The sequence below is a fragment of the Levilactobacillus muriae genome (assembly GCF_045862015.1).
Classification (GTDB): domain Bacteria; phylum Bacillota; class Bacilli; order Lactobacillales; family Lactobacillaceae; genus Levilactobacillus; species Levilactobacillus muriae.
Genome location: NZ_BAAFRU010000015.1, coordinates 1 through 21,111, shown reverse-complemented (window position 1 = coordinate 21,111; position 21,111 = coordinate 1). Strand labels below are relative to the sequence as shown.

At 49.9% G+C, this 21,111-nt stretch carries 19 protein-coding genes; 13 read left to right on the top strand and 6 right to left on the bottom strand.

The annotated features are described in order from the left end of the window. Positions 1-191: 191 nt before the first annotated feature. The 4 genes from ACKTSF_RS10675 to ACKTSF_RS10660 all read left to right on the top strand — a co-directional run bounded on the left by ACKTSF_RS10675 (position 192) and on the right by ACKTSF_RS10660 (position 4,103). A complete protein-coding gene (locus ACKTSF_RS10675; protein WP_407889360.1) occupies positions 192-959 on the top strand; it encodes a TerC family protein in 768 nt (255 codons plus the stop codon). Positions 960-1,222: 263 nt separating this feature from the next. After that, positions 1,223-2,050 (top strand): hypothetical protein, encoded by an 828-nt coding sequence (locus ACKTSF_RS10670; protein ID WP_407889285.1) that lies wholly within the window; start codon positions 1,223-1,225, stop codon positions 2,048-2,050. 433 nt (positions 2,051-2,483) lie between these two features. Then, positions 2,484-3,347 (top strand): NAD(P)-dependent oxidoreductase, encoded by an 864-nt coding sequence (locus tag ACKTSF_RS10665; RefSeq protein ID WP_407889283.1) that lies wholly within the window; start codon positions 2,484-2,486, stop codon positions 3,345-3,347. A gap of 330 nt (positions 3,348-3,677) precedes the next feature. Then, entirely contained in the window at positions 3,678-4,103 is a 426-nt protein-coding gene (locus ACKTSF_RS10660; protein ID WP_407889281.1) for a hypothetical protein, read from the top strand. 71 nt (positions 4,104-4,174) lie between these two features. Here the strand turns inward: ACKTSF_RS10660 and ACKTSF_RS10655 are convergent, their stop codons facing one another. From ACKTSF_RS10655 to trpX, 4 genes are read right to left on the bottom strand one after another with little or no spacing between them, the layout of a single operon-like run. Then, positions 4,175-4,606, bottom strand: a complete 432-nt coding sequence (locus ACKTSF_RS10655) for a GNAT family N-acetyltransferase (RefSeq protein ID WP_407889279.1) — start codon at positions 4,604-4,606, stop codon at positions 4,175-4,177. A gap of 9 nt (positions 4,607-4,615) precedes the next feature. Further along, on the bottom strand, positions 4,616-5,386 hold the full coding sequence (locus ACKTSF_RS10650) for an ABC transporter ATP-binding protein (RefSeq protein WP_407889277.1): 771 nt from the start codon (positions 5,384-5,386) through the stop codon (positions 4,616-4,618). Beyond that, a complete protein-coding gene (locus ACKTSF_RS10645; protein ID WP_125700463.1) occupies positions 5,379-6,278 on the bottom strand; it encodes an ABC transporter permease in 900 nt (299 codons plus the stop codon). The genes ACKTSF_RS10650 and ACKTSF_RS10645 overlap by 8 nt, the downstream gene beginning before the upstream one ends. Continuing rightward, entirely contained in the window at positions 6,278-7,273 is a 996-nt protein-coding gene (gene trpX / locus ACKTSF_RS10640) for a tryptophan ABC transporter substrate-binding protein (RefSeq protein ID WP_407889275.1), read from the bottom strand. Before trpX ends, ACKTSF_RS10645 begins: the two co-directional genes overlap by 1 nt. 1,322 nt (positions 7,274-8,595) lie before the next feature. Here trpX and ACKTSF_RS10635 point away from each other — a divergent pair. The 7 genes from ACKTSF_RS10635 (at position 8,596) to ACKTSF_RS10605 (ending at position 16,680) form a co-directional block, all read left to right on the top strand. Further along, positions 8,596-9,483 (top strand): DegV family protein, encoded by an 888-nt coding sequence (locus ACKTSF_RS10635; protein ID WP_407889273.1) that lies wholly within the window; start codon positions 8,596-8,598, stop codon positions 9,481-9,483. A gap of 598 nt (positions 9,484-10,081) precedes the next feature. Then, on the top strand, positions 10,082-11,053 hold the full coding sequence (locus ACKTSF_RS10630; protein WP_407889271.1) for an ABC transporter substrate binding protein: 972 nt from the start codon (positions 10,082-10,084) through the stop codon (positions 11,051-11,053). A 19-nt stretch (positions 11,054-11,072) separates the two neighbouring features. After that, entirely contained in the window at positions 11,073-12,041 is a 969-nt protein-coding gene (locus ACKTSF_RS10625; protein ID WP_407889269.1) for an ABC transporter permease, read from the top strand. Next, on the top strand, positions 11,971-12,741 hold the full coding sequence (locus tag ACKTSF_RS10620) for an ABC transporter ATP-binding protein (RefSeq protein ID WP_407889267.1): 771 nt from the start codon (positions 11,971-11,973) through the stop codon (positions 12,739-12,741). Before ACKTSF_RS10625 ends, ACKTSF_RS10620 begins: the two co-directional genes overlap by 71 nt. A gap of 641 nt (positions 12,742-13,382) precedes the next feature. Beyond that, on the top strand, positions 13,383-14,720 hold the full coding sequence (locus ACKTSF_RS10615) for an APC family permease (RefSeq protein ID WP_407889265.1): 1,338 nt from the start codon (positions 13,383-13,385) through the stop codon (positions 14,718-14,720). A gap of 46 nt (positions 14,721-14,766) precedes the next feature. Next, complete coding sequence (locus ACKTSF_RS10610; protein ID WP_407889263.1) at positions 14,767-15,549, top strand: cyclase family protein; 783 nt, start codon at positions 14,767-14,769, stop codon at positions 15,547-15,549. Positions 15,550-15,570: 21 nt separating this feature from the next. Next, positions 15,571-16,680, top strand: coding sequence for a 5-methyltetrahydropteroyltriglutamate--homocysteine S-methyltransferase (locus tag ACKTSF_RS10605; protein ID WP_407889261.1), 1,110 nt, complete (start codon positions 15,571-15,573; stop codon positions 16,678-16,680). Between the two features lie 498 nt (positions 16,681-17,178). Here ACKTSF_RS10605 and ACKTSF_RS10600 read toward each other — a convergent pair whose 3' ends face one another. Beyond that, positions 17,179-17,871 (bottom strand): CPBP family intramembrane glutamic endopeptidase, encoded by a 693-nt coding sequence (locus tag ACKTSF_RS10600; RefSeq protein WP_407889260.1) that lies wholly within the window; start codon positions 17,869-17,871, stop codon positions 17,179-17,181. Positions 17,872-18,129: 258 nt separating this feature from the next. Further along, the gene (locus ACKTSF_RS10595; RefSeq protein ID WP_407889258.1) at positions 18,130-18,513 is read right to left on the bottom strand and encodes a VOC family protein; all 384 of its coding nucleotides are present in this window, start codon (positions 18,511-18,513) and stop codon (positions 18,130-18,132) included. Positions 18,514-18,698: 185 nt separating this feature from the next. Here ACKTSF_RS10595 and ACKTSF_RS10590 point away from each other — a divergent pair, with 185 nt between their 5' ends. Then, a complete protein-coding gene (locus ACKTSF_RS10590; protein ID WP_407889256.1) occupies positions 18,699-20,252 on the top strand; it encodes an ABC-F family ATP-binding cassette domain-containing protein in 1,554 nt (517 codons plus the stop codon). 91 nt (positions 20,253-20,343) lie between these two features. After that, positions 20,344-20,937, top strand: coding sequence for a L,D-transpeptidase (locus ACKTSF_RS10585; protein WP_407889254.1), 594 nt, complete (start codon positions 20,344-20,346; stop codon positions 20,935-20,937). The last annotated feature ends 174 nt before the right edge of the window (positions 20,938-21,111 follow it).

The following is a 21,111-nucleotide window of genomic DNA, read 5'->3' as shown; positions in this document are numbered from 1 at the left end:
GTGCCAGTCGTTGACGGGTTTTGATGCGCCAATGGTGGTTGACAATCCATGGGTTTACTTGTTTTTGATCAACTGACTGGTGTTTAAATGGCAATGATAGTTGTGGCCATTAATGGCTTGCCAGCAGAAATAATCTTAATAACTTTTAAGCTAAGGAGCTGAAGCTAGCGTTGTTACACTTTTTAGGCCAAATGTATGGCCCATTCTTTGATCTTCATAACTGGGAAACCGTGATTACTTCTGGTAATGACTGGCTGATTATCTTTTCACTGGTACTCATTGAGTGCCTGTTGTCCGTCGATAACGCCGTGGTTCTGGCCGCGCAGACACAATCGTTACCCACCCGTAAACAACAGGAGGAGTCCCTGTTCTATGGAATCTGGGGAGCGTACATCTTCCGGTTTATCATCATTGGACTGGGCGTATACCTCATTAATTTCTGGGAAATCAAGGTTGTTGGGGCACTCTATCTGGTCTTCTTAGTCTTCCAATACTTCAGTAAGACGCGGGTCAAGCACACGCGTAAATTGGTTAAAGACAAAAAGAAACGACTCCTACCGTTGTTCTGGTCTGTTGTGATGCAGATTGAAATGATGGACATCATCTTTTCCGTGGACTCCGTGTTGGCTTCCCTGGCAATCTCCAATAATCCGGTCATCGTCTTGATCGGGGGCCTGATTGGGATTCTCGCCATGCGGGGGGTCGCCGAGGTGATCATGAAACTCATGCGGCGGATTCCAGAGTTGGAACCGATGGCGTACATCTTGATTGGCCTGATTGCCGTTAAGCTGTTCATCTCGATCCCAGCCATCGATATCGAAATTCCGGCAACCGTATTCGGAATTATCGTGATTGGGGCCATCATCTTGACCCTGATCATTCATGCGATCCGTAAACGGCGGCAGCCACAAGCGAAGACCAAGGATGCTGAGAAACCCTCTGACTCAACTGAATCTTAATAGATCTGAACCTGGGATGACCTCTCGGGTTCTTTTTTATCCCGTCAGAACGGGGATAGATAGGCATTGGCTGTTTGGGAGAGCACACATCAGTTTTTGTAAAGTGTTTGACACGTGCTTTTAAGTCTCACAGTGTATACTGATTTTGGATAGGGGAGGTTGTGCGTAAAAAAAAGGTGATGTGAGGGCCAAGAAGACCGTCGGAACGACGAACAAGGGGTAGCTTCACAAGGTGGATTGTGGATTCGTAAGGAGAAAATGACATGAAAGTACATATGAAATGGTGGCTGGCCGCAGTGGCTGGTTTCGCTGCCGTTGGGATTGGCGCAACAACGGCCAACGCTGCAACGACTAGCAGTAAATATTTATCCGGAAACGTAGGCTACGTACGCACCAAGAAAGCCATGTATGTGGGCATTTACAAGAAGACTAACGGTAAGTACAAACAGGTTAAGGTGAAGAAGAATACGTTATTGAACGTGGAGGCGAATATGTCGTCCGATGACGGTCATGGCGGGGTGAAGACGACTGCGCTGTTGACGTATGGTGTGGTCAACTACAAGCGTGCCAAGACATTGAAATATAAGGATATGGCCACGATTCCGCTCAGTAAGGCTAATTTTAAAAGGGTGAGCTTAAAGGCACCGATCCGTACGCAGATTTTTCTGGCAGGAAAGGGATACACGGCCAACAGTACGAACACCAAGGCTGAACCAACGGCCGGATTCTATCTGACGTTGGACAACTATCTGCAATATTACAGTAAGGCGGCGATGGCTAAAGACTATTACCTATTCGGCTCGCGCTGGGCTGGTACGACCCAGGTCTATAAGCCAACCCGCTCCGTGAAGGTGTCGAAGGTCACGGTAAAGGGAAACACGACCAAGATCGATTACAATAAGGCGTTGAAGGGTCTGCCGAATAAGAAGCTTAGTCGAAATCACTACCGGTTGACGATTACGAACAAGAAGACGACGGGCAGTCTGGGTATCAATCCCATCGATGATACGTTCGATTCGATTGCCAGCTGGACCAATTACACCGTCAATGGCAATGCTTACCACTATGGTGAAGTTGAATACGGCAACTAGGCGGGGGTGTAGGCTGAAAACTACCGCTGTGGCGAGCATAGTCTCAGGTGAAATCAGGCGTCACCTAGTGGGTATTACTGGTGGGTGACGTTTTTTCATGTGCGGCTGTCCTTTCGTCAAATTCGCCCGATACTAATACCAATGTAAAATCTGGTCATTTTGTCTCAAGTTTTTTGCTGGAAAAAGGCGAAATCGTGTTAGCCGTTAAGTAGACAATAGGGTGACTTAAACGGTGAATTGATTGTAACCGTTGGCCTGGAGGGATTGTGAACGTTGCGGTCGGATTGGGAGATGAGCTTTAGTGCTGACCTGAGTTGCCAATCTTCGTAGGATTCTCGGTTAGAATTGACTGGCGAGTGGCTGACCGTTTCTTACCCTGCCTGACCGTCAACGTGGTACCATAGACCTCAAATGGATCGAGGGGGCACTACTTATGCAAATTGGATTTATTGGCACTGGCGTCATGGGCACTGGTATCGTATTGAACCTATTGAAGGCCGGCCAATCAGTGGTCGTTTACAATCGTACTAAGGCTCACGCTCAGACAGTTCTGGATGCTGGGGCGACCTGGGCAGCAACACCACAAGCTGTTGCCGAACAAGCGTCATTGGTACTGACGATGGTCGGCTATCCCAGTGATGTTGTGGAAGTTTATACGGGTGATCAGGGCATCTTCGGTGGGATTCAAGCCGGTAGTATTGTGGTGGATATGACCACGAGTACCCCCGCATTAGCGGTGAAATTAACTAAGTTGGCCCATGATCGGGGTGTCCAGGCATTGGACGCACCGGTCTCTGGTGGGGATGTCGGCGCCAAGAACGCTACCCTGACGGTGATGGTCGGCGGTGATCGCGCAGCTTATGATCAAGTGTTGCCAGTCTTTGAACAGCTGGGCCAGCGCGTGAACTACTTCGGTGGCGCTGGTAAGGGCCAACATGCCAAGATGGCCAACCAAATCATGATTGCCGGAACGATGACTGGCCTGACGGAAATGTTGGTTTACGCCAAGGCAGCGGAACTGGACTTGCCTCAGGTCTTGGCGACGTTGAGCAGTGGTGGTGCCGACAACTGGAGCATGGACAATTACGTGCCCCGTATTTTGAAGGGGGACTATACGCCGGGATTCTTCGCCAAGCACTTCCTCAAGGATTTGCGAATCGCGCTACAAGAGGCGGATCGAATGGGGTTGAATTTACCGGCGACTAAGCAAGCCAAGTTACTCTACGAGGCAATGGTGGATGACTTCGGCCTTGGCGACGACGGAACCCAGGGCTTGATTAAGACTTATGAACATTAGCAATTGAAATGCTGGTGCAACGAGCTCGGTCTCGTTGCGCTTTTTTAGTCTAGCGGTGTGGGTTGAATTTCGATCAAAAAGGCAAGTCTTTCTTAGACTAGAAGATTTGCTTTTTAGCGGGATCGAATTCCTAGCAAATGGTTTAATCGGATTGCCAATTAAGTGTGTAAATGATAAGCTTAAAACGCATGGTTCGTGAGAAAATACTGGATTGAAGTGAGTCTTAAATGCAACGGATTAGGCGCTATGAAGTGACGGAAAGCCAATGGCGTGGGATGACATTTTAGCGTAATCATCATTGGCGTTTAAGACGGGGCAGGGGTGGTCGTATTGGTTAAAAAGTATCTGTTGGGAATCTTCCCGTTTGCATTTATTTTCTTCATTCACAATTTGAACACTCAGACGGGCGGGTGGTCGCTGGCCCTTTCGTGGTGGAACCTGTATCTCGTCTTGAGCTATCTGGTCTTCTTCCCTCTCCTGTATGACCGCGCACGACAACGACTCAATGGGTCGGTCGACATTGGCAAGAAGCTTAAAAATCCGATGAGTGCCGATCAGGAGGCCATGAAGATAGGGTCCAATTACGGCAACACGGGTCACATGGGATTTGCACGTATTGGAGACGCCGACGCCAAAGAAGGTTGGTTACTTCGCTGGGGAATGAGTCTGGTCATGCGGTTCTTCCTGATTCTTGCGGGACCGATTGTTTGGACCTTCCTGTGGATGAAGCAGTGGTGGCAGGCCCGGAAACACTAAAAATAATAGCTAAAAATGGCGCCAATGAATTTCCTGAGAATAGGAGTTCATTGGCGCCATTGTGTTTTAAATTATAATTGTTTATGCAGAACAACGACGGGCGCGCCATCCTCATCGAATGGGCCCTCATTCACAACATAGCCGCACCGTTCGTAAAAAGGCTGCGCACTGACTTCGCCGTGGATGACACCGGTCGTGAAGCCGTGCTCACGCGACCAGTCTTCAGCCGCCGTTAATAGTCGGGTGCCTAACCCCTGACCCCGTAAATCTTGGCGGGTACAGACCCGACCGAATCGCATCTCTGTGGACGATTGGGGTTCCAACCGCAGTGTGGCGACCGGGTGGGTAGCGTCTTGGTACAGCGTCACGTAGACCCGGTCGATGGTATCACGATCGTCAAACTCGACATCGCGGGGGATGCCCCGTTCAGTAACGAAGATGGCTTGGCGCAAAGACAGAGCGGCGGCACGGTTGAAGGGGGCATTTGAAATCACAAGTTCCATGTGTGCCTCCTATTCAATCTCAGCGAAGAAGCTGTAGAGCTTCTCCGTGGTCAGGGCGTCCTTTTCGGCACCGGCGACGTCAAACGTCACCTGACCATGATGCAGGACGATCAGCCGATTACCGTAAGTCAGGGCATCTTCCAAGTGATGGGTGATCATCAGACAAGTCAGCTGCTGTTCTTGAACCCGCGCGTTGGTGAGGTGCATCAGGTCCTGGCTGGTCTGCGGATCTAGTGCCGCCGTGTGTTCATCCAGCAGTAGGATCTCTGGGCGATTCAACGTAGCCATCAGGAAGCTCAGCGCCTGACGTTGGCCACCGGAGAGGTTCCCGGTCGCCGTAGTCAGCCGTTCATCCAAACCGTTGTGCATGGTGGCCGTGATCTTCTTGTAGCGGTCGAGTTGCTTGTTCAGGTGTCGGGGCGCTAACGTCCGTCGTTTTCCACGCCGTTCGGCCAACAGCAGATTTTCTGCGACATTCATTCGTGGTGCCGTTCCGAGTTTGGGATCTTGGAAGACCCGGGCTAGAAAGCGGGTCCGTTTCTCCACGGATTCATGGGAAATGTCCTTGCCGTTCAGTAGAATCTGGCCGCTGTCAATACTGAGGTCGCCACCGATGGCGTTGAATAAGGTAGATTTACCGGCACCATTCGATCCCAGCACCGTAATAAAGTCGCCAGCGTTGATGGTCAGGTTGAGGTGATCGAGAATCATAATTTCTTCGGGCGTGTTGCGATTGACCTTTAGGACAACATTTTTCAATTCGAGTAATGGCTTAGTCATTGGTATCCAACCCCCGTTTCAAAATATGCTTGAAGTTAAACGTCTTCTTGAAGACCGGCAACATCATGCAGAGTGCCAGGATGATCGAAGATAACAGATTGAGGTCGTTGGCGCTGAAGCCCAATTTGAGGACGATCAGCAGGACGAAACGGTAGAGAATACTCCCGAGGGAGACCGCGACTAGCCGTTGATTCAGCGTTAAATCACCGAAGGCTACTTCCCCAATGATGATGGAGGCCAGGGCGATCACGATGATGCCGATCCCCATGTTTACGTCGGCGTACCCATTGTTCTGAGCGACCAGCGCGCCACCGAAGGCAATCAAGCCGTTGGAGACCATCAGGCCCATGATTTTCATGTTATCAGTATTGATGCCGAGTGAACGGGCCATCGTCTGGTTATCTCCAGTCGCGATGAAGCCTTGACCCAGTTGTGTTTGTAGAAAGTAAATCACGAGTCCCGTGATGACCACCATGACCAGTGTGCCCAAAAAGACACTGTCAAAGTATTGTGGCAGAGAGGCTAGAAAGTGATTCTTAAATAACGTGGATTTCCCCAGCAGTGACACGTTGGCCCGACCCATGATCCGTAAGTTGACAGAGTAGCAGGCGGTCATAACCAGGATACCAGCCAGCAATATGGGAATGTGCCCCTTGGTGTAGAGCAGCCCGGTAATCAGGCCGGCAATGGCGCCAATGGCGAAGGCCAGTAGCGTTGCCAACAGGGGATTCATCCCGTTACTGATGGCAGCGACCGCGGTGGCTGCTCCCAGTGGGAACGTCCCTTCAACGGTCATATCGGCAAAATCAAGAATTCTAAAGGTGAGGAATAACCCGACACCCAGGACGGCCCATAGCAGGCCCTGTCCAATAGCGGATACAATTAAACTCATTAGCGGTATACCTCCCCATGTTGTTTAGCTTCCTTAACGACCGAGTCTGGCAGGGTAATCCCCAGCTTCTTCGCGGTCTTCAGGTTGATGGTCATTTCACCCTTACGTACGAAGTGAATTGGCGTATCGGCGGGCTTCTTGCCTTTTAGAATGGCGGCAGTCATCTTACCAGTCGTCACGCCCAATTTGTATTGGTTGATACTCAGCGTGGCGAGTCCGCCAGCCTTGACCATGGTGTCGACGGCAGGAAAGACGGGAACCTTTTTAGCAGTAGCCGTGGCAACCAGCGTTTGCATGGCGCTAGCCACGGTGTTGTCGGTCGGCACGTAAACGGCGTCGACTTGGCTGACCATTTCTTGGCTGACCTGATTCAAGTCGTTGGTGTTGGCGATGGAATAAGCCTTCAGAGTGACGTGTTCCTTCTTACACAGCGCGGCAAATTGATGATACTGTGCCGTGGCCGAGTCATCGGACGAGGTGTAAATGATCCCCAACGTCTTCATATTTGGCATAATCTTCTGAATCAATTTGAGTTGGGCCGCCAGTGGGGCTTGATCGGAGACCCCGGTGACGTTGTTGCCGGGATGGGTGTTGTTCTTGACCAGGTGGGCACCCTCGGGATCGGTGATGGCCCCCAAGACGACGGGTGTGGTAGAACTGGCATTAGCCAACGCCTGGGCGGCCGGTGTGGCAATCCCAATCATGGCGTCAGCATCTTCGTTGACGAAGCGCGCACTCATGGTTTTCAGATTGCTCTGGTCGTTTTCGGCATTTTGAAAATCAATCTTGACGTTCTTACCCACGTGGTAGCCTTCTTCAGCCAGTCCGTGGATGATTCCCTTATGAATAGCATCCAGTGCCGGGTGAGACAGTAATTGAAGAATCCCCACGGTCGGTACTTTTTGTGTCGTCGCGGCTTCCTTGTGGCTTTCGCTAACAAAGGCGAAGCCAAGAAAAACTACGAGGATGGTGATGAGTCCGTATAGTCGTTTCATGGTGCAATCAACCTCAATTCTCTATAGTAAGTGCTGGTTTCAGGTGCTTTTGATTTGACTAGTAAAATCTGGCTAATTCTTTGGTGAAAAATAGCATTAACTTTCATCTTGGCAGAGATAGTCTGACAACGAAAGTTTTTTGCCTGTGTTGGTCAAATTACGTAGGGCTGCTGTGGGTCGACTGTTGATTTATGTAAGCTGTGGTGGGCCGGGCTTGTTTGGGGCAGGTGGGGCCTGTGCTTGGATTGGTTTGAACCTGCTCTCTCTAATGCGACATAGCGGAAACGTGCTCCAGCAAGCAGCCAGCTGTGCTTAACCCCATAAGACAAACAATCCAGACCCGGGATTGTTTGCCTTATGACGTTAATGCTCGCTAGCTAATCGCTTGCTTCCGCACTCTTAACCGAAACGTGCTCCACAAGGCAGGTTCCTGCGCTTAACCCCAATAACGATAAAAGCCAGGCCCGGGGTTGTACTTAGTGGTGATTGCTGTTCGAGGCTTTGCTCTAATGCAACATAGCGGAAACGTGTTCCAGAAGGCAGACTCCTGCGCTTAACCCCAATAAGGAAAAAGCCAGGCCCGGGCTTTTGCCCTTATTGACGTTAATGCTCAGAGTCTAACCGCCTTCTTCCGCACTCTTATCAAAAAAAAGAGCACCCAGTCCGGCTGGGTGCCCAAGAAAAAGGCCCGCATTGCCGGATAGAAGACATCCGTGCGGGCTATTGCATCAGAAAGTTAGCCGGCGCAGATGCGAAAATCGCTCTGGGAGCTCAAGTCGCATCTACAGCGATGACGACTTGATTACCGGCTTTGCCAACGTCCATTAAGTTGAATGCTAGACATTTGCATCTAAACTTTCCTTCTTTCCGTTTCTCGAATAGATTTAGTGTACGGCATTGCTGAAAAACCGTCAACCATAATTTTTAATTTTTGGTATACTGGACTTTAACGATTACGCGACGAGTAGCAAATTTTAGAAATTGTGATGCTTGACGTTGGCTAATCCGAGGTCGTTAACGACTTATCTTCGCAAGAATGAAAATTCTGGTAACAACATCATTGGCAGAATTCGAGAGTGAAACTACCGCGATGGTGTGGCAAAGGATTATTTCTAATATTTGGCGATGGTAGGGTTAGTGGCGGCTTCATATGATTGAAAAAATTAAAGTGAAAAAAACTAGCGTATCCGGAGGCGGCCAGGGATGGCGCGGCTGTGACAGCGCCATCCCTGACAATCGCAGGCGGAAATTATCAGCTTATAGTCAATCCAGTAACTAAATCATAAAAAGATGTTAGAACCTCAAGGAGGTTGCTAGAAACCATGAAAATTGCAATTATGACGGATACTTCAGCCGGCATCGACTTTACCGAGGCCGACCAGCGTCACATCACCTTGTTGCCAGCGCCAATAATGTTTGGAAATCGTCAGTATCACGAATACCAGGACCTTTCAACGGCGGATTATTACCGGCTAATGCGGCTGGCAAAGACTAAAAAAGTCGTGCCAACCGCGCCCCAGCTTTCGATGAAGACAATTCAAGCAGCCTGCGATGACTTGGTCAAGCAGGGCTATACCGACGTGATCATCGTGGGGCCATCGCTGGGAATCTCCGGTTTCGTGAATACATTGGCGGCATTTGCCGAAAGCATCGATGCAATTCACGTGTGGCCATGGGATTCACGTGGTATCTTAACAGTTATGGGCGATCAGGTCCGACTGGCGGCGGAATTGATTAATCGCGGGGCGACAGTTGAAGAAATTTTCACTCAGATGACCTTGCTGCGGCAGACGATTCACAGTGTTTTCGTGGTGGATTCAATCAAGCCACTGTTACGGACGGGAGAAGTCAACCCGACTGGTCCTGGGAGCACGCCCCTGCATGCGGGGAAGCCAATCTTAAGTTTTGAACCATCCGGTAAAATGCGATATGCCGGCAGTACCTTACGGTGGCGTGGGGCCCGCGGGGACTTCCTCGACGATCTCGCGGTGGACCTCGCCGCGACGTATCCGGTCAAGGCGACGATTTTAAATGCGGACCAACCCGAAGCAACACCCCGGTGGTTGGCGGCTGCACAGGAACGTTTTCCCACGGTAAAATTCGACGTGGCGTTGATCGGTCCCAGCTTTGGCGTGCACGTGGGTGATGGTGCAATGGGGATGGCGTGGTCACAGGATTTCGAGAGCTTAATTCTCGATAATGAGAAATAGATTAGAAATTTAGGGTTGACACCGCCTTTTTTTAATGGTTAACTAGTAATTGTAAATTGATAAATGAAAGGAACTTCACTCATGAAGCAAAATAACCTCACTCATTTGAATAGCCAATTTGCCTTTAGCTTCTTCTTTAGATAGCGTTTGTATTCAGCATCCTTGGATACGAACGCGCCGCTCAATTGCGTTCGTATCTATCGATAAGCTAAAGTTTTTCAACATGACTTTAAGCGCCAGATAGATACGGGTATAATCTATCTGGAGAAATATTATCGGGCCCGATAACACCAGGTAGATTCTACTTAGAATCTATCTGGTGTTTTTTTGTTTAGAGCGTGAAGGCAGGAACCTGCCCGACTGAACGCGTTTCAGAAGTAGCCAGGACCGGCAACAGCGGACGCGCTGAGCCAGTCCAAGGGTTACTAGCTAAACAGCCAGTTGATCTAATCCGTGGGCAGAATTTACCAGTATCACCGGTAAATTCAAGTATCATTTATCAACCAAATCCAACATTTCTGACAAAATGGCAACACATATGAAAAGCGCAACCACAACGGTCAGCACGGCTGGCCAACATATCTGGAGGGAATCGATTATGAAAAAATTATTACTGACGAGCATGGCATTATTAGGATTGGGATTAACATTGGCGGGCTGTTCCAGTAAGTCCGACGCCAGCAGCAAGAGTACTTTGAACGTGGGGATTCTGCAGGTCGTGCAACATGGCTCTCTCGATGAAGCCCGGCAAGGATTCAAGGCCGGTTTGAAGCAAGAACTCAAGGCCCATCATAAGTCAGTGACCGTGAAATACCACTACTTAAATGCACAGGGGGACCAATCAAACTTAAATACGATGAGCCAACAATTGGTTCAACAAAAGAATGATCTCCTGTTAGGGATCGCCACACCAGCTGCTCAGGCACTGGCCAAGAAGACCAAGACCACACCAACACTGGTCACGGCCGTCACAGATCTAAAGGCGGCTGGGTTGGTCAAATCCAACAGCAAGCCTCAGACCAACGTCAGTGGGACGAGTGATTTGACACCAGTTGGCTTACAACTCAAGCTGTTAGCTAGCATGAGTAAGGGCAACAAGCCCCTCGGTATCATGTACAACTCTTCCGAAGAGAATTCCGTGTTACAAGTTAATCTGGCCAAGGCTTACGCTAAGAAGCATCACCTGAGTTTGAAGATCGTTAGCGCCACCAGTACCAACGATGTCACCAGTGTTCTGGCTGGCTTGGAGGGCAAGATTTCTGGCTTGTACCTGCCAACTGATAACCTGATGGCCAGTGCCATGAAGACCATCGGCCAGAAGGCGAAGGCCGCTAAATTACCCGTTGTGACCGGCTCGATTGAAATGGCAGAAGACGGTGGGACTGCAACTTACGGCATTAACTACTACGACCTCGGGAAACAGACTGGGAAGATGGCCTACGCCGCATTGGAAAACAACAAGAAGCCCCAGACGATGGCTGTTCAAACTTCAAAGAAGCTCCACATGTACATCAACAAGGCTAATGCTAAGGCCATTGGCTTAAAGACCAGTCAGATTCAAGAACCGTAGACAGAAAGGGAGATCAGTTATGTTAATCACTAGTATTGGCCAGGGCCTACTCTGGGCGCCACTCGCTATCGGCGTATTCATTACATTTCGTATTTTAGATATTCCCGATTTGACCACGGAGGGGAGCTTTCCACTCGGGGCAGCCGTTACGGTCAGTGCGATGGTTAGCGGCCAATCCGCGTTAGTGGCCAGTCTCTTAGGCTTCCTGGCTGGCTGTATTGCTGGATGGGTGACCGGCGTGCTAGATACCAAGCTCCGCATGCCATCACTGCTTGCCGGGATTCTGACGATGACGGGGTTATACTCAGTCAATATGCATGTGATGGGCAAATCTAACGTGCCACTGTTAAATCAGCGGGTGTTGACCAGTTACTTACCAGGCACGTGGTCCGTTGATTTACAGACGATCATCGTGGGCACCATCATTACTGGCGTGGTCATGGTGGCCTTGGTTTGGCTGTTCAAGACACGTCTCGGGTTGTCACTGATGGCAACTGGGAATAACGCGGCAATGAGCGCAGCCAATGGTATTTACACTGACCGCATGGTGATTATCGGTTACATGGTCTCTAACGGTTGCATTGCCTTGTCCGGGGCCTTGATCGCCCAGAGCAACGGGTACGCTGACATTGGCATGGGGATCGGCACTATCGTGATCGGCTTGGCCTCCGTCCTCGTGGGAGAGATCTTCCTTCGTGGCCGTCAAATATGGGTGCGGCTGACGGCCATGGTCGTCGGGGCCATTATTTACCGGTTCCTGTTGACCGTCGCCATGGGCCTCGGTTTCCCAGTCGACGACTTAAAGATTCTTTCCGCAGGCATCCTAGTTGTTGTGATCTGCCTGCCACTGATCCGCAACAAATATCAGACGAAGCAACAGTTGAAGCGTTATCTCACACAGATTGGAGTCGATTCGCATGCTACAGCAGACAGCAGTATTAAGCGTCAAGCACCTTCAGAAGGTCTTCTTTCCCGGGACGGCAAATGAACGCCACGTCTTAAAGGACGTCAGTCTCACGATTGAACCTGGTGATTTTGTCTCCGTCATTGGGAATAACGGGGCCGGAAAGTCTACATTGCTCAATACAATTGCAGGTACGCTAACGGCCGATGCTGGAGAGCTTACATTGGCGGGACACCGGATCACGCGTAAGCCCATTGCCTATCGATCGCGCTGGTTGTCGCGGGTCTTCCAGGATCCCAAGATGGGCACGGCGGGGGAACTCAGCGTCGCAGAAAATTTGACATTGGCGGCCCAGCACACGGGGAGTATGAGTCTTCATCGGTACCGTCATCGTGGGCAGACCGCAGCGTATCAGGCATTACTACGGCCACTGGACATGGGCTTAGAGAACCGATTGACGACGCAGGTGAAATACTTATCTGGTGGGCAACGTCAAGCACTCTCCCTGCTGATGGCGACGCTGAGCCAACCGCAATTGCTATTGTTGGATGAACACACGGCGGCCCTAGATCCGCAGACCAGTCGAAAAGTCATGGACTTGACGCAAACCATCGTTTCGGAAAACCAATTAACAACGATGATGATCACCCACAAAATGAGTGACGCGTTAACCTATGGTAATCGGTTAGTCATGGTTCAAGACGGGCAGATCAGATTAGACGTTCGTGGTGAAGAGAAACAAAATCTGCGGCAGGAAGATCTCTTGTCACTATTTGTGGAGTAATGAACAGATAAATTATAAAATAATGTGAAAAGCCTCTTGACAATGAGAACGATACTCATTATTATCTAATGTATTGAGTCGTTGCATGACGACTTTAGAAAGTAGTCAAACACCAATCAAACAGAAAAAATGTCGCGAGAAGAAGAGTAGCCATCAAGTTTCCTTTTAAGAGAGCCCCCGACGGTGTGAACGGGCAGAGAAATACGTGGTGAAGATGAGCTTCGAAATGGCCAGTGCTAGTGCAAGCTAACCCTGCGGAAGGATCCGTTACCATCCCTGGTATCAGTAGTGTACCGTTGAGGCGTCAATTCATTTGGCGCGAACAAAGGGTGGTAAAGCGATAGTTCGCCCCTTAAGCGTTGTTTTAAACAACAACGTTTAGGGGGCGAATTTTTTTGTCCACTGATTCAGTGGCGGCAGTTACAAGGTACCGTCATACTTGTGAAAAATCACGGGTGATGACCAACTGCAGTGATCAATCATCGGTGAGGCTTCACGGTCTGCTCTAGAGAGAATTGATTTTGTGCCAAAGCATTCGTGCCGGCTTGTGAGTAATGAGTTCCCCTGAGCATGGCCACTAGCCCGGCGGCACGGAGAAATTATTTAACCGAAACAAAAAAATTGCATAAGAAGATGACGTTATGGAAAGTACCACTTCAGAATTAAAAGTTAGTTTATCCACGAAAGATTTAGTCATTTATGGGGTGACCTTCATGATCCCCGTCGCACCATTGGCTTTCTACGGGTCGTTTCTGACCCCAGCGAATGGGATGGTCTCACTGGCCTACCTGGTGGGGATGATTGCCATGCTCTTCACCGGATTCAGCTATGCGACAATGGCCGGAAGCTATCCGTTCTCTGGTTCCGTATACACTTACGTTCAGCAGGGAACGACTGCCGGTTTGGGATTCATCAGTGGCTGGGGCATCGTCCTGGATTACCTGTTGATCCCCACGATTACATACCTGATTACGCAGTCGTTTGGCAAGTCACTTATTCCTGGGATTCCCGGTTGGGCGTGGATCGTGGCGTTAGTGTTGTTTAATACCGTGATTAATATCTTAGGGGTCAATATCGTGACGAAGATTAGCTGGGTATTGATTGCTTTACAGGCATTCGTCTTGCTGGCATTCGTGGTGGGGACGGTGACCGCCTTGATTCAGGGAAGCATTCACCCCAACGTGGTGGCCTTCTACAATCCGGCTCACTTTAACTTCCAGGGGGTGCTTCAAGCCACTGGGATCGTCATCGTCAGTTACTTAGGGTTCGATGCGGTTAGCACGTTGTCCGAAGAGGCCGAGAATCCCTACCATTCCGTGGGCCGTGCCATTATTCTTTCCATCGTCAGCATTGGTCTGCTCTTCGTCTTCATCACCGCGCTGGCCGGGTTCGTCGCGCCAGATTATCAAAACCTAAATCCCAACACGGCTTTCTTAGGCATTCTCGACAGAGTCGGTGGTGCTTGGCTCGTCAAATTAGCCGACATCACGATTATCCTGTCCTTCGGTTTTGCCAGTGGACAGGAGGGGCAGACCGCCGTTTCCCGGATCCTCTACGCCATGGGGCGTGACGGCGTGTTACCGGGTTCGTTAGCCAAGCTGCACAAGCGTTATCAGACGCCAGTCGTGGCCATCGTCTTGGTTGGTCTGGTTTCCCTGGTATTATCGCTAGCACTGTCACAAGATATGGTATCTAATTTGGTGAGTTTCGGCGCTCTGTTTGGCTTCATGGTCCTGAATCTATCGGTGATCTGGAAGTTCTATATCACCGGGAAACACAGCACGGTCGGTGACTTTCTGAAGCACTGCCTGTCTCCGTTGATTGGTTTTAGTGTGAGTGCCTGGATCTTCCTGAACCTATCGATTGATGCCAAATTAGTGGGTGCGTCATGGTTGGCTGTGGGAATTGTCATTCTCTTAGTCAAGACGAGATTTTTCACCATCCGGACGCCAAAATTAGACTTTACGAGTAAGGATTAGCGTAGCCGTGAATAACGACTAGAAAAAAACATTGGAGGAATGCTATATGACCAGAATTAATGATGCTAGTGCGACAGTTGAACCCGCAACCTCACCCGTTACGCAAGTGGTGACGGCTCTGAAAGACTTTAAGTGGGTGGATCTGACCCATACCTTTGGTCCAGACAGTCCGCGTTTTCCATCATTTGCCAAGCCGGAATTCAAGACAATTTTTACCCACGCGGATGGCTTCTTCGTCAAATCATACACGTTCCCTGGACAATTCGGGACCCACATCGATCCGCCCATTCACTTCGATGCCCATCAGGACAAGTACGTGGAAGACTTCGACCTAAAGGAGCTGGTCTTGCCACTGGTTGTGATTGATCGTTCGACCGCCGTCGCGAAGAGTGCCGACGCGTCCTTAAGTGTGGCCGACATCAAAGCATGGGAGGCTAAGCACGGTAAGATCCCGGCCAATTCCTTCGTTGCCTTGCGAACCGATTGGGGCAAGCGCTGGCCGAGCCAGGAAAAGTTTGAGAATCTCGACGCCAAGGGCCAAGCGCACTATCCCGGCTGGGACCTCGACGCGCTGAAATTCATTTATGAGCAACGCCACGTGACGGCCAACGGTCACGAGACCTTCGATACCGACACGGCAGTCAACCAAGAAGGTGGGCTAGTCGGCGAATACTACGTATTGTCGCACGGCCACTATCAGGTGGAATTGTTGGACAACTTGGATTTGGTTCCAGCTACTGGTGCCTACATCTTTATCTCCGTGCCTAAGGCGGAGAAGGCTCCCGGATTCCCTGTGCGGGCATTCGCAGTTGTACCAGACGTTAAATAGGCTGAAAGTGAGGGATGCAACATGACTGAGATAACAACAGAAAAATTTCCGACCCATTACGATGTTGTGGGTAGCCTGTTACGGACACCGGAATTAAAGGATGCGTTGGCTAAATTTGACCGTGGTGAACTCACTGCGGCCGCGTTAAAGAACGTGCAGCGTGCCGAGACACAGAAGGTTGTGGCTAAGCAGGTAGCTTTGGGACTACGGTCTATCACAGATGGTGAGTTCAATCGGAATTGGTGGCATTTGGATTTCTGGAAACATCTGACCGGTATCAGCGAACACTTCAAGGAATCCATCTCCTTTGCGGGTGGGGGAAACAAACTCCACACCGCGCAGTTGGTCGACCGCGTGGCCTTTAACCCAGCACATCCGTTCTTCGATGACTTTCAGTATACGCAGTCGTTGGTGCCAGCGGGCGTCAGGGTCAAGCAGACCATTCCGTCGCCGACCCTGTTGTTTGGTGCGAACTGGCACGATGTCTATGCGGATTGGGACAGCTACTTAAGCGACTTGGCTCAGGCGTATCACGAAACCATTTTGCACTTCTACGCGTTGGGCAATCGCTACCTCCAGTTGGACGACACTAATTGGGCGTACCTCATTAGTGAGCTGAATGCGACTGAGGATAATCCGGAGGCTCACGCCAACTTTGAGAGCCAAGCAAAGGATGCGGTCGCCTTGGTGAATGCCGTCCTCAAAGACTTACCAGATGATTTGACGACGACTACCCATATTTGTCGGGGGAATTTCAAGTCAACCTATGTCTTCTCCGGCAGTTACGATGTAGTTGCGGAATACCTCGGCCAGTTGAACTATGATGGCTTATTCCTGGAGTATGACAGCCAGCGTGCTGGTGGATTTGAACCGCTCGACGCCATTTGGCAAAAAGATCATGATAAACGCTTGATTCTAGGCTTGGTGACCTCAAAGACTCCTGAGCTGGAACCAACGGCATCACTGGAGGAACGACTAAATGAGGCCGCCCAGCACGTGCCATTAGCCAATCTCGGCCTGTCAACGCAATGTGGCTTCGCGTCTTCCACGGTGGGCAATCTCCTTACACAAGAGGAGGAGTGGCAGAAGCTACAGCACGTCATTGCGGTGGCAAACCAGGTATGGTCGTAATAATGCGGCGTCCCAGGGTTTGGGACATGGTGTGACCAAAGCGGCACTTTTGTCTTAGCCCGTGTACGGCATCTTTCCCGATATGTGGGAGTTTGCTTTCTATCACGCTGATAATGTTCTATACTGTGGCCAGATTCTAAGGTAACCTATTTTTAGGGAGCTTGACGGAATCCGCATGTAAAGTTGAGCGAAGCGTTTGTAACCCCGTGAGGTGGCCGATCCCGCGAGACGGTCATCACTGGGTGCAAGAAAAACGTCAAGGACGCGGGAACCACGACTACTAGGAAATCGTGGGGAAGCGGCCGTACATAGATTAACAGAGTGGGACAGAAGGCGTTTAGATCCTGAGCATTAACGTCATAAGGAGAAAAATCCTGGGTTTGGATGATTCTCCTTATGGGGTTAAGCGCAGAGAGCTGCCTTCTGTCCCACGTTTTAGCAATATAGTTTTAGAGAGCATAAAGGACTGAGGCGATTGGCCTCAGTCCTTTATTTGTGTCAAATTAAAGATAACGCGTTATTTAAAAAGTGGAGAGTCATGTCGTAACGAATATCGCGGAAGTGCAAGTAGCTATAGCCCAGCACCCAGCCTAGCGCGGAATACATGATCAGCGTTGGGGTAAAGCTGGACACGTGCATGAAGCCAAAGATGATTCCCGAGATAAAGATGCCGAGAAAATTCATCAGTCGGGTATTTTTACTGAAGAAGTAATTCAGAAAGATGCCGCGGAAGATGAGTTCCTCAATCACCGGGGCCAACAGGATTGCGTAGGCCAAGTTCCAGAAGGGGAGTTGCGAGACCTGAGAATTAATTGCCGTCTGGTTGGCGGGACTGGGCAGAATGTGCGTGGCAATCAAGAGCGACCACGAGTACTGAATCGCCAGCATCAAGATGAAGAAACCAATCAGTTGGCTTACGGTCTTCCCAGTAAAGGGGGTCCGGCCAAATTGGCGCGGATTATTTTGTTGCAGCTGTTTCTGATAACGCCAGGTGATAAAGGCCAGCAACAGCCCAGAATAGATCAGCATCATGCCAATCGTTCGGTTGGTGGCATTCCCGTGGCTGGCTTGTTGGGTTGCCAGAGTGAGAAAGATACTGTCAATGAGATAGAGCAGTAGGAAACCCAGCCACTTGAGGTCACGCAGGACCCAGTCGAGTAGCCAGTTGATTCCCTTATTCCAAGAATTCATTCAGGCAATCCTCCAATGTTAGGTATTTCAATGTTGTTTGGTGCATCTAAATTGATCCATGTCAGCGTCTTGTGGAGCGGCACAAATAGCCTGAAACCGCCTAAAGTTAAAGAGCGGTCTTTAGGCGGGGAGTTGAACCGCTGAAAACCACATCATCGCGGCAGCTTGATAATTAACCGACAGTTTTAGTGGTCAGCGACTATCAAGAGCCGGAGGCGGCGCTCTACAACAATCCCAGCACTAAGAAAATATAAAAGGTTATTTATCATACTTCCCGATTTCGATGAGGTTTTCGTCGGGGTCGCGGACGTAGACGGAGGTCATTGGGCCCAGTGCGCCCTGCTTAGGTAGCGGCCCATCCACGATTTCCACCGCGTAGTTAGTCAGGTGAGATAAGATATTTGCCAGTGGGTCGGTCGCGATGATGGCGAAGTCGGCGCCACCAATCGTGGGGTGTTTGGCGACTGGCAAATGGGGGGCATCGGTCTGTTGGAAATTGATCTTTTGTTTGCCGAGCTTAACGCCGCGACGACCATCGTCAAATTCAATGACTGGCAGGTCGAAAACCTCGTGGTACCAACGGACAGAGCGCTCAATGTCACTAACGGTCAGGGTTAAATGGTCAATATTACGAATATTCATGAAAGTTTCAGTCCTTAGCAAGTAAATTTTCACTATTATAGCATAGTTTTCAAGAAAGACCCTAGGCGGAGAAGTTGACGAACCCGGGCGTTTCGTGGTAAGTTACTACTTATATATTAGGTTTAGGATGGAGCCTTGACGTTGTCGGGGCTTTTTCTGCGTGAGAGAAGAAGGGAAGGATACACGTGCCATTATTACAAGTTGACGACCTGAGCATGAGTTTCGCTGATAAGAAGCTCTACGAAGGGGCCAGTTTTACCCTAGAGAAGGGCGAACACATGGGTGTCGTCGGGCAAAACGGGGTTGGTAAGTCAACCTTAATCAAGATTATTACAGAGCAAGAACTCCCGCTTACTGGGGAAGTCAAATGGCAGAAGAATACCCACGTGGGTTATTTGGACCAGTACGCCGATATTCCAGAAGGCATGACGCTGATCGACTTTCTCCACACGGCTTATGCCGATCTCTATGCGATGAACGACCGGATGACGACCATGTATACGGAATACGCCGAGAGTATGGACGACAAGCTCTTAGAGCGGGCCGGGCGCATTCAAGAAGAGCTTGACGCACGAAACTTTTACGACGTTGAGACAGAGATCGAACGGGTCATTTCCGGATTAGGTCTGGACGACATGGGACGCGACCACGAAGTTGCCAATATGTCTGGGGGCCAACGGTCAAAGATCATTCTAGCGAAATTGTTGTTGGAAACGCCAGATGTAATTTTACTGGATGAACCGACCAACTACCTGGATACGGCGCACATCGACTGGTTGGAAGACTACTTGAACGGCTTCGAGGGTGCCGCACTGATCGTTTCCCATGATTACGACTTCTTACAAGACGTCACCAACTGTATCATTAATGTCGCGTTCGGTCGGATCACGAAGTACCGAGGAAACTTCAAGCAGGCTATGCGGCAACGGGCCGAGAAGGAAAAGGCCCAACAACGTGAATTCGATAAGCAACAGGTTGTGATTGAAAAGGCCGAGCGCTTTATCCGCAAGAACAAGGCTGGGTCCAAGTCGACTATGGCCAAGTCACGGGAAAAGATGTTGAACCGTTTGGATCGGGTTGATCCACCTTCCACGAATATTCAAGCGCACTTTGATTTTCCCTACCAGGAAACGGGTTCGCAGAATGCTTTGGTCGTGGATCAACTGTCCGTTGGTTATGACCGGCCGCTGTTAAAGCCGGTGACCTTCTCCGTGACGACCGACCAAAAAGTTGGCCTGACCGGGTTCAACGGGGTCGGGAAGTCGACGCTGATCAAATCCATCTTGGGCCTGATCAAGGCCAAGGGTGGGGAGGCGTCCTTCTCACCATCCGCACGTGTCAGCTACTTTAGCCAGGATCTCGTTTGGGATAACAATCGGCAGACACCCCTGCAGATTATCCAGGCGAAGTATGAAAAGTTACCGCAAAAAGCCATTCGGACCAAGTTGTCTAAGTGTGGTTTGGATTCCGCCAATGCTATGAAACCAATCGGTGAGCTCTCCGGGGGCGAACAGACCAAGGTTAAACTGGCTATGATGGAATTTGAACCTGCTAACTTCCTGATCATGGATGAACCGACGAACCATTTGGATGACGAGACCAAGCAAGCCTTGAAGGAGGCCATCAATAGCTTCCCTGGGAATGCCATCATCGTCAGCCATGAGGAAAGCTTCTACACGGGATTGGTCGACAAGATCTTGAACGTGGAAAAGCTGAGTCTGAAGAAGACACAAAACTAAGATTACGTTTCGGTAAAAAGCGTTCCCTTTTGCCACGAAATCCGTTACAGTTAACGGTGGGTTGAAATTCAGCGAAAAAGGATGGAAAAGCATGAGACGATTCAGACAATTAGTTGTTATTGTCGTGTTGGTCGTTGTTGCGGCGGTGGGGATTAACCGCGTCATGCAACACACATCGGCGGATAAAGCCGCGATCACACAGACGGCCAAATCAATAGTGAAACCAAAGGCGAAAGCCAAGACGATTGATTGGCGTGCACCTTCCGAAGATAAGGCCTATCCAAACTTAAAGAGTTACCCGAATGCGTGGCTGGATGTGAATACCAGTAAGCAGCGGGTCTACGTGAAAAACGGCAATAAGGTGCTCTATACCATGTACTGTTCAACAGGAACGGGCAAGGAAAATGGCACCCCACACGGAACGTATTACATTCAGGCCGAGCGTGGCAAGTTCTTCTATAACCAGAGCTCTGGTGAAGGGGCAAAATATTGGGTTTCTTGGAAGGATCATGGGATTTATCTCTTCCACAGTGTGCCAACGGATAAGGACGGCAACTTCATTGAAAGTGAAGCCAAGGAACTGGGCAAGACGGCCGCGTCACACGGTTGTGTCCGGTTATCGGTGTCCGATGCCAAGTGGGTCTACAACAACGTACCTTATGGGATGAAGGTTGTGATTCACTAAGTGAGTTGTTAAGCAAATAAAAATGTGGTTGCGTTTCCTTTAGGGATAAGTGAACCCCCAAGGTTGGACAGAAATTCCAACCTTGGGGGTTTTACTATGGTTAAGTTTGATTTGGATTTTAGAATTAAGGTCGTCACCGAATATTTGAGCGGTAATGGGTCAACCTCATTGGCT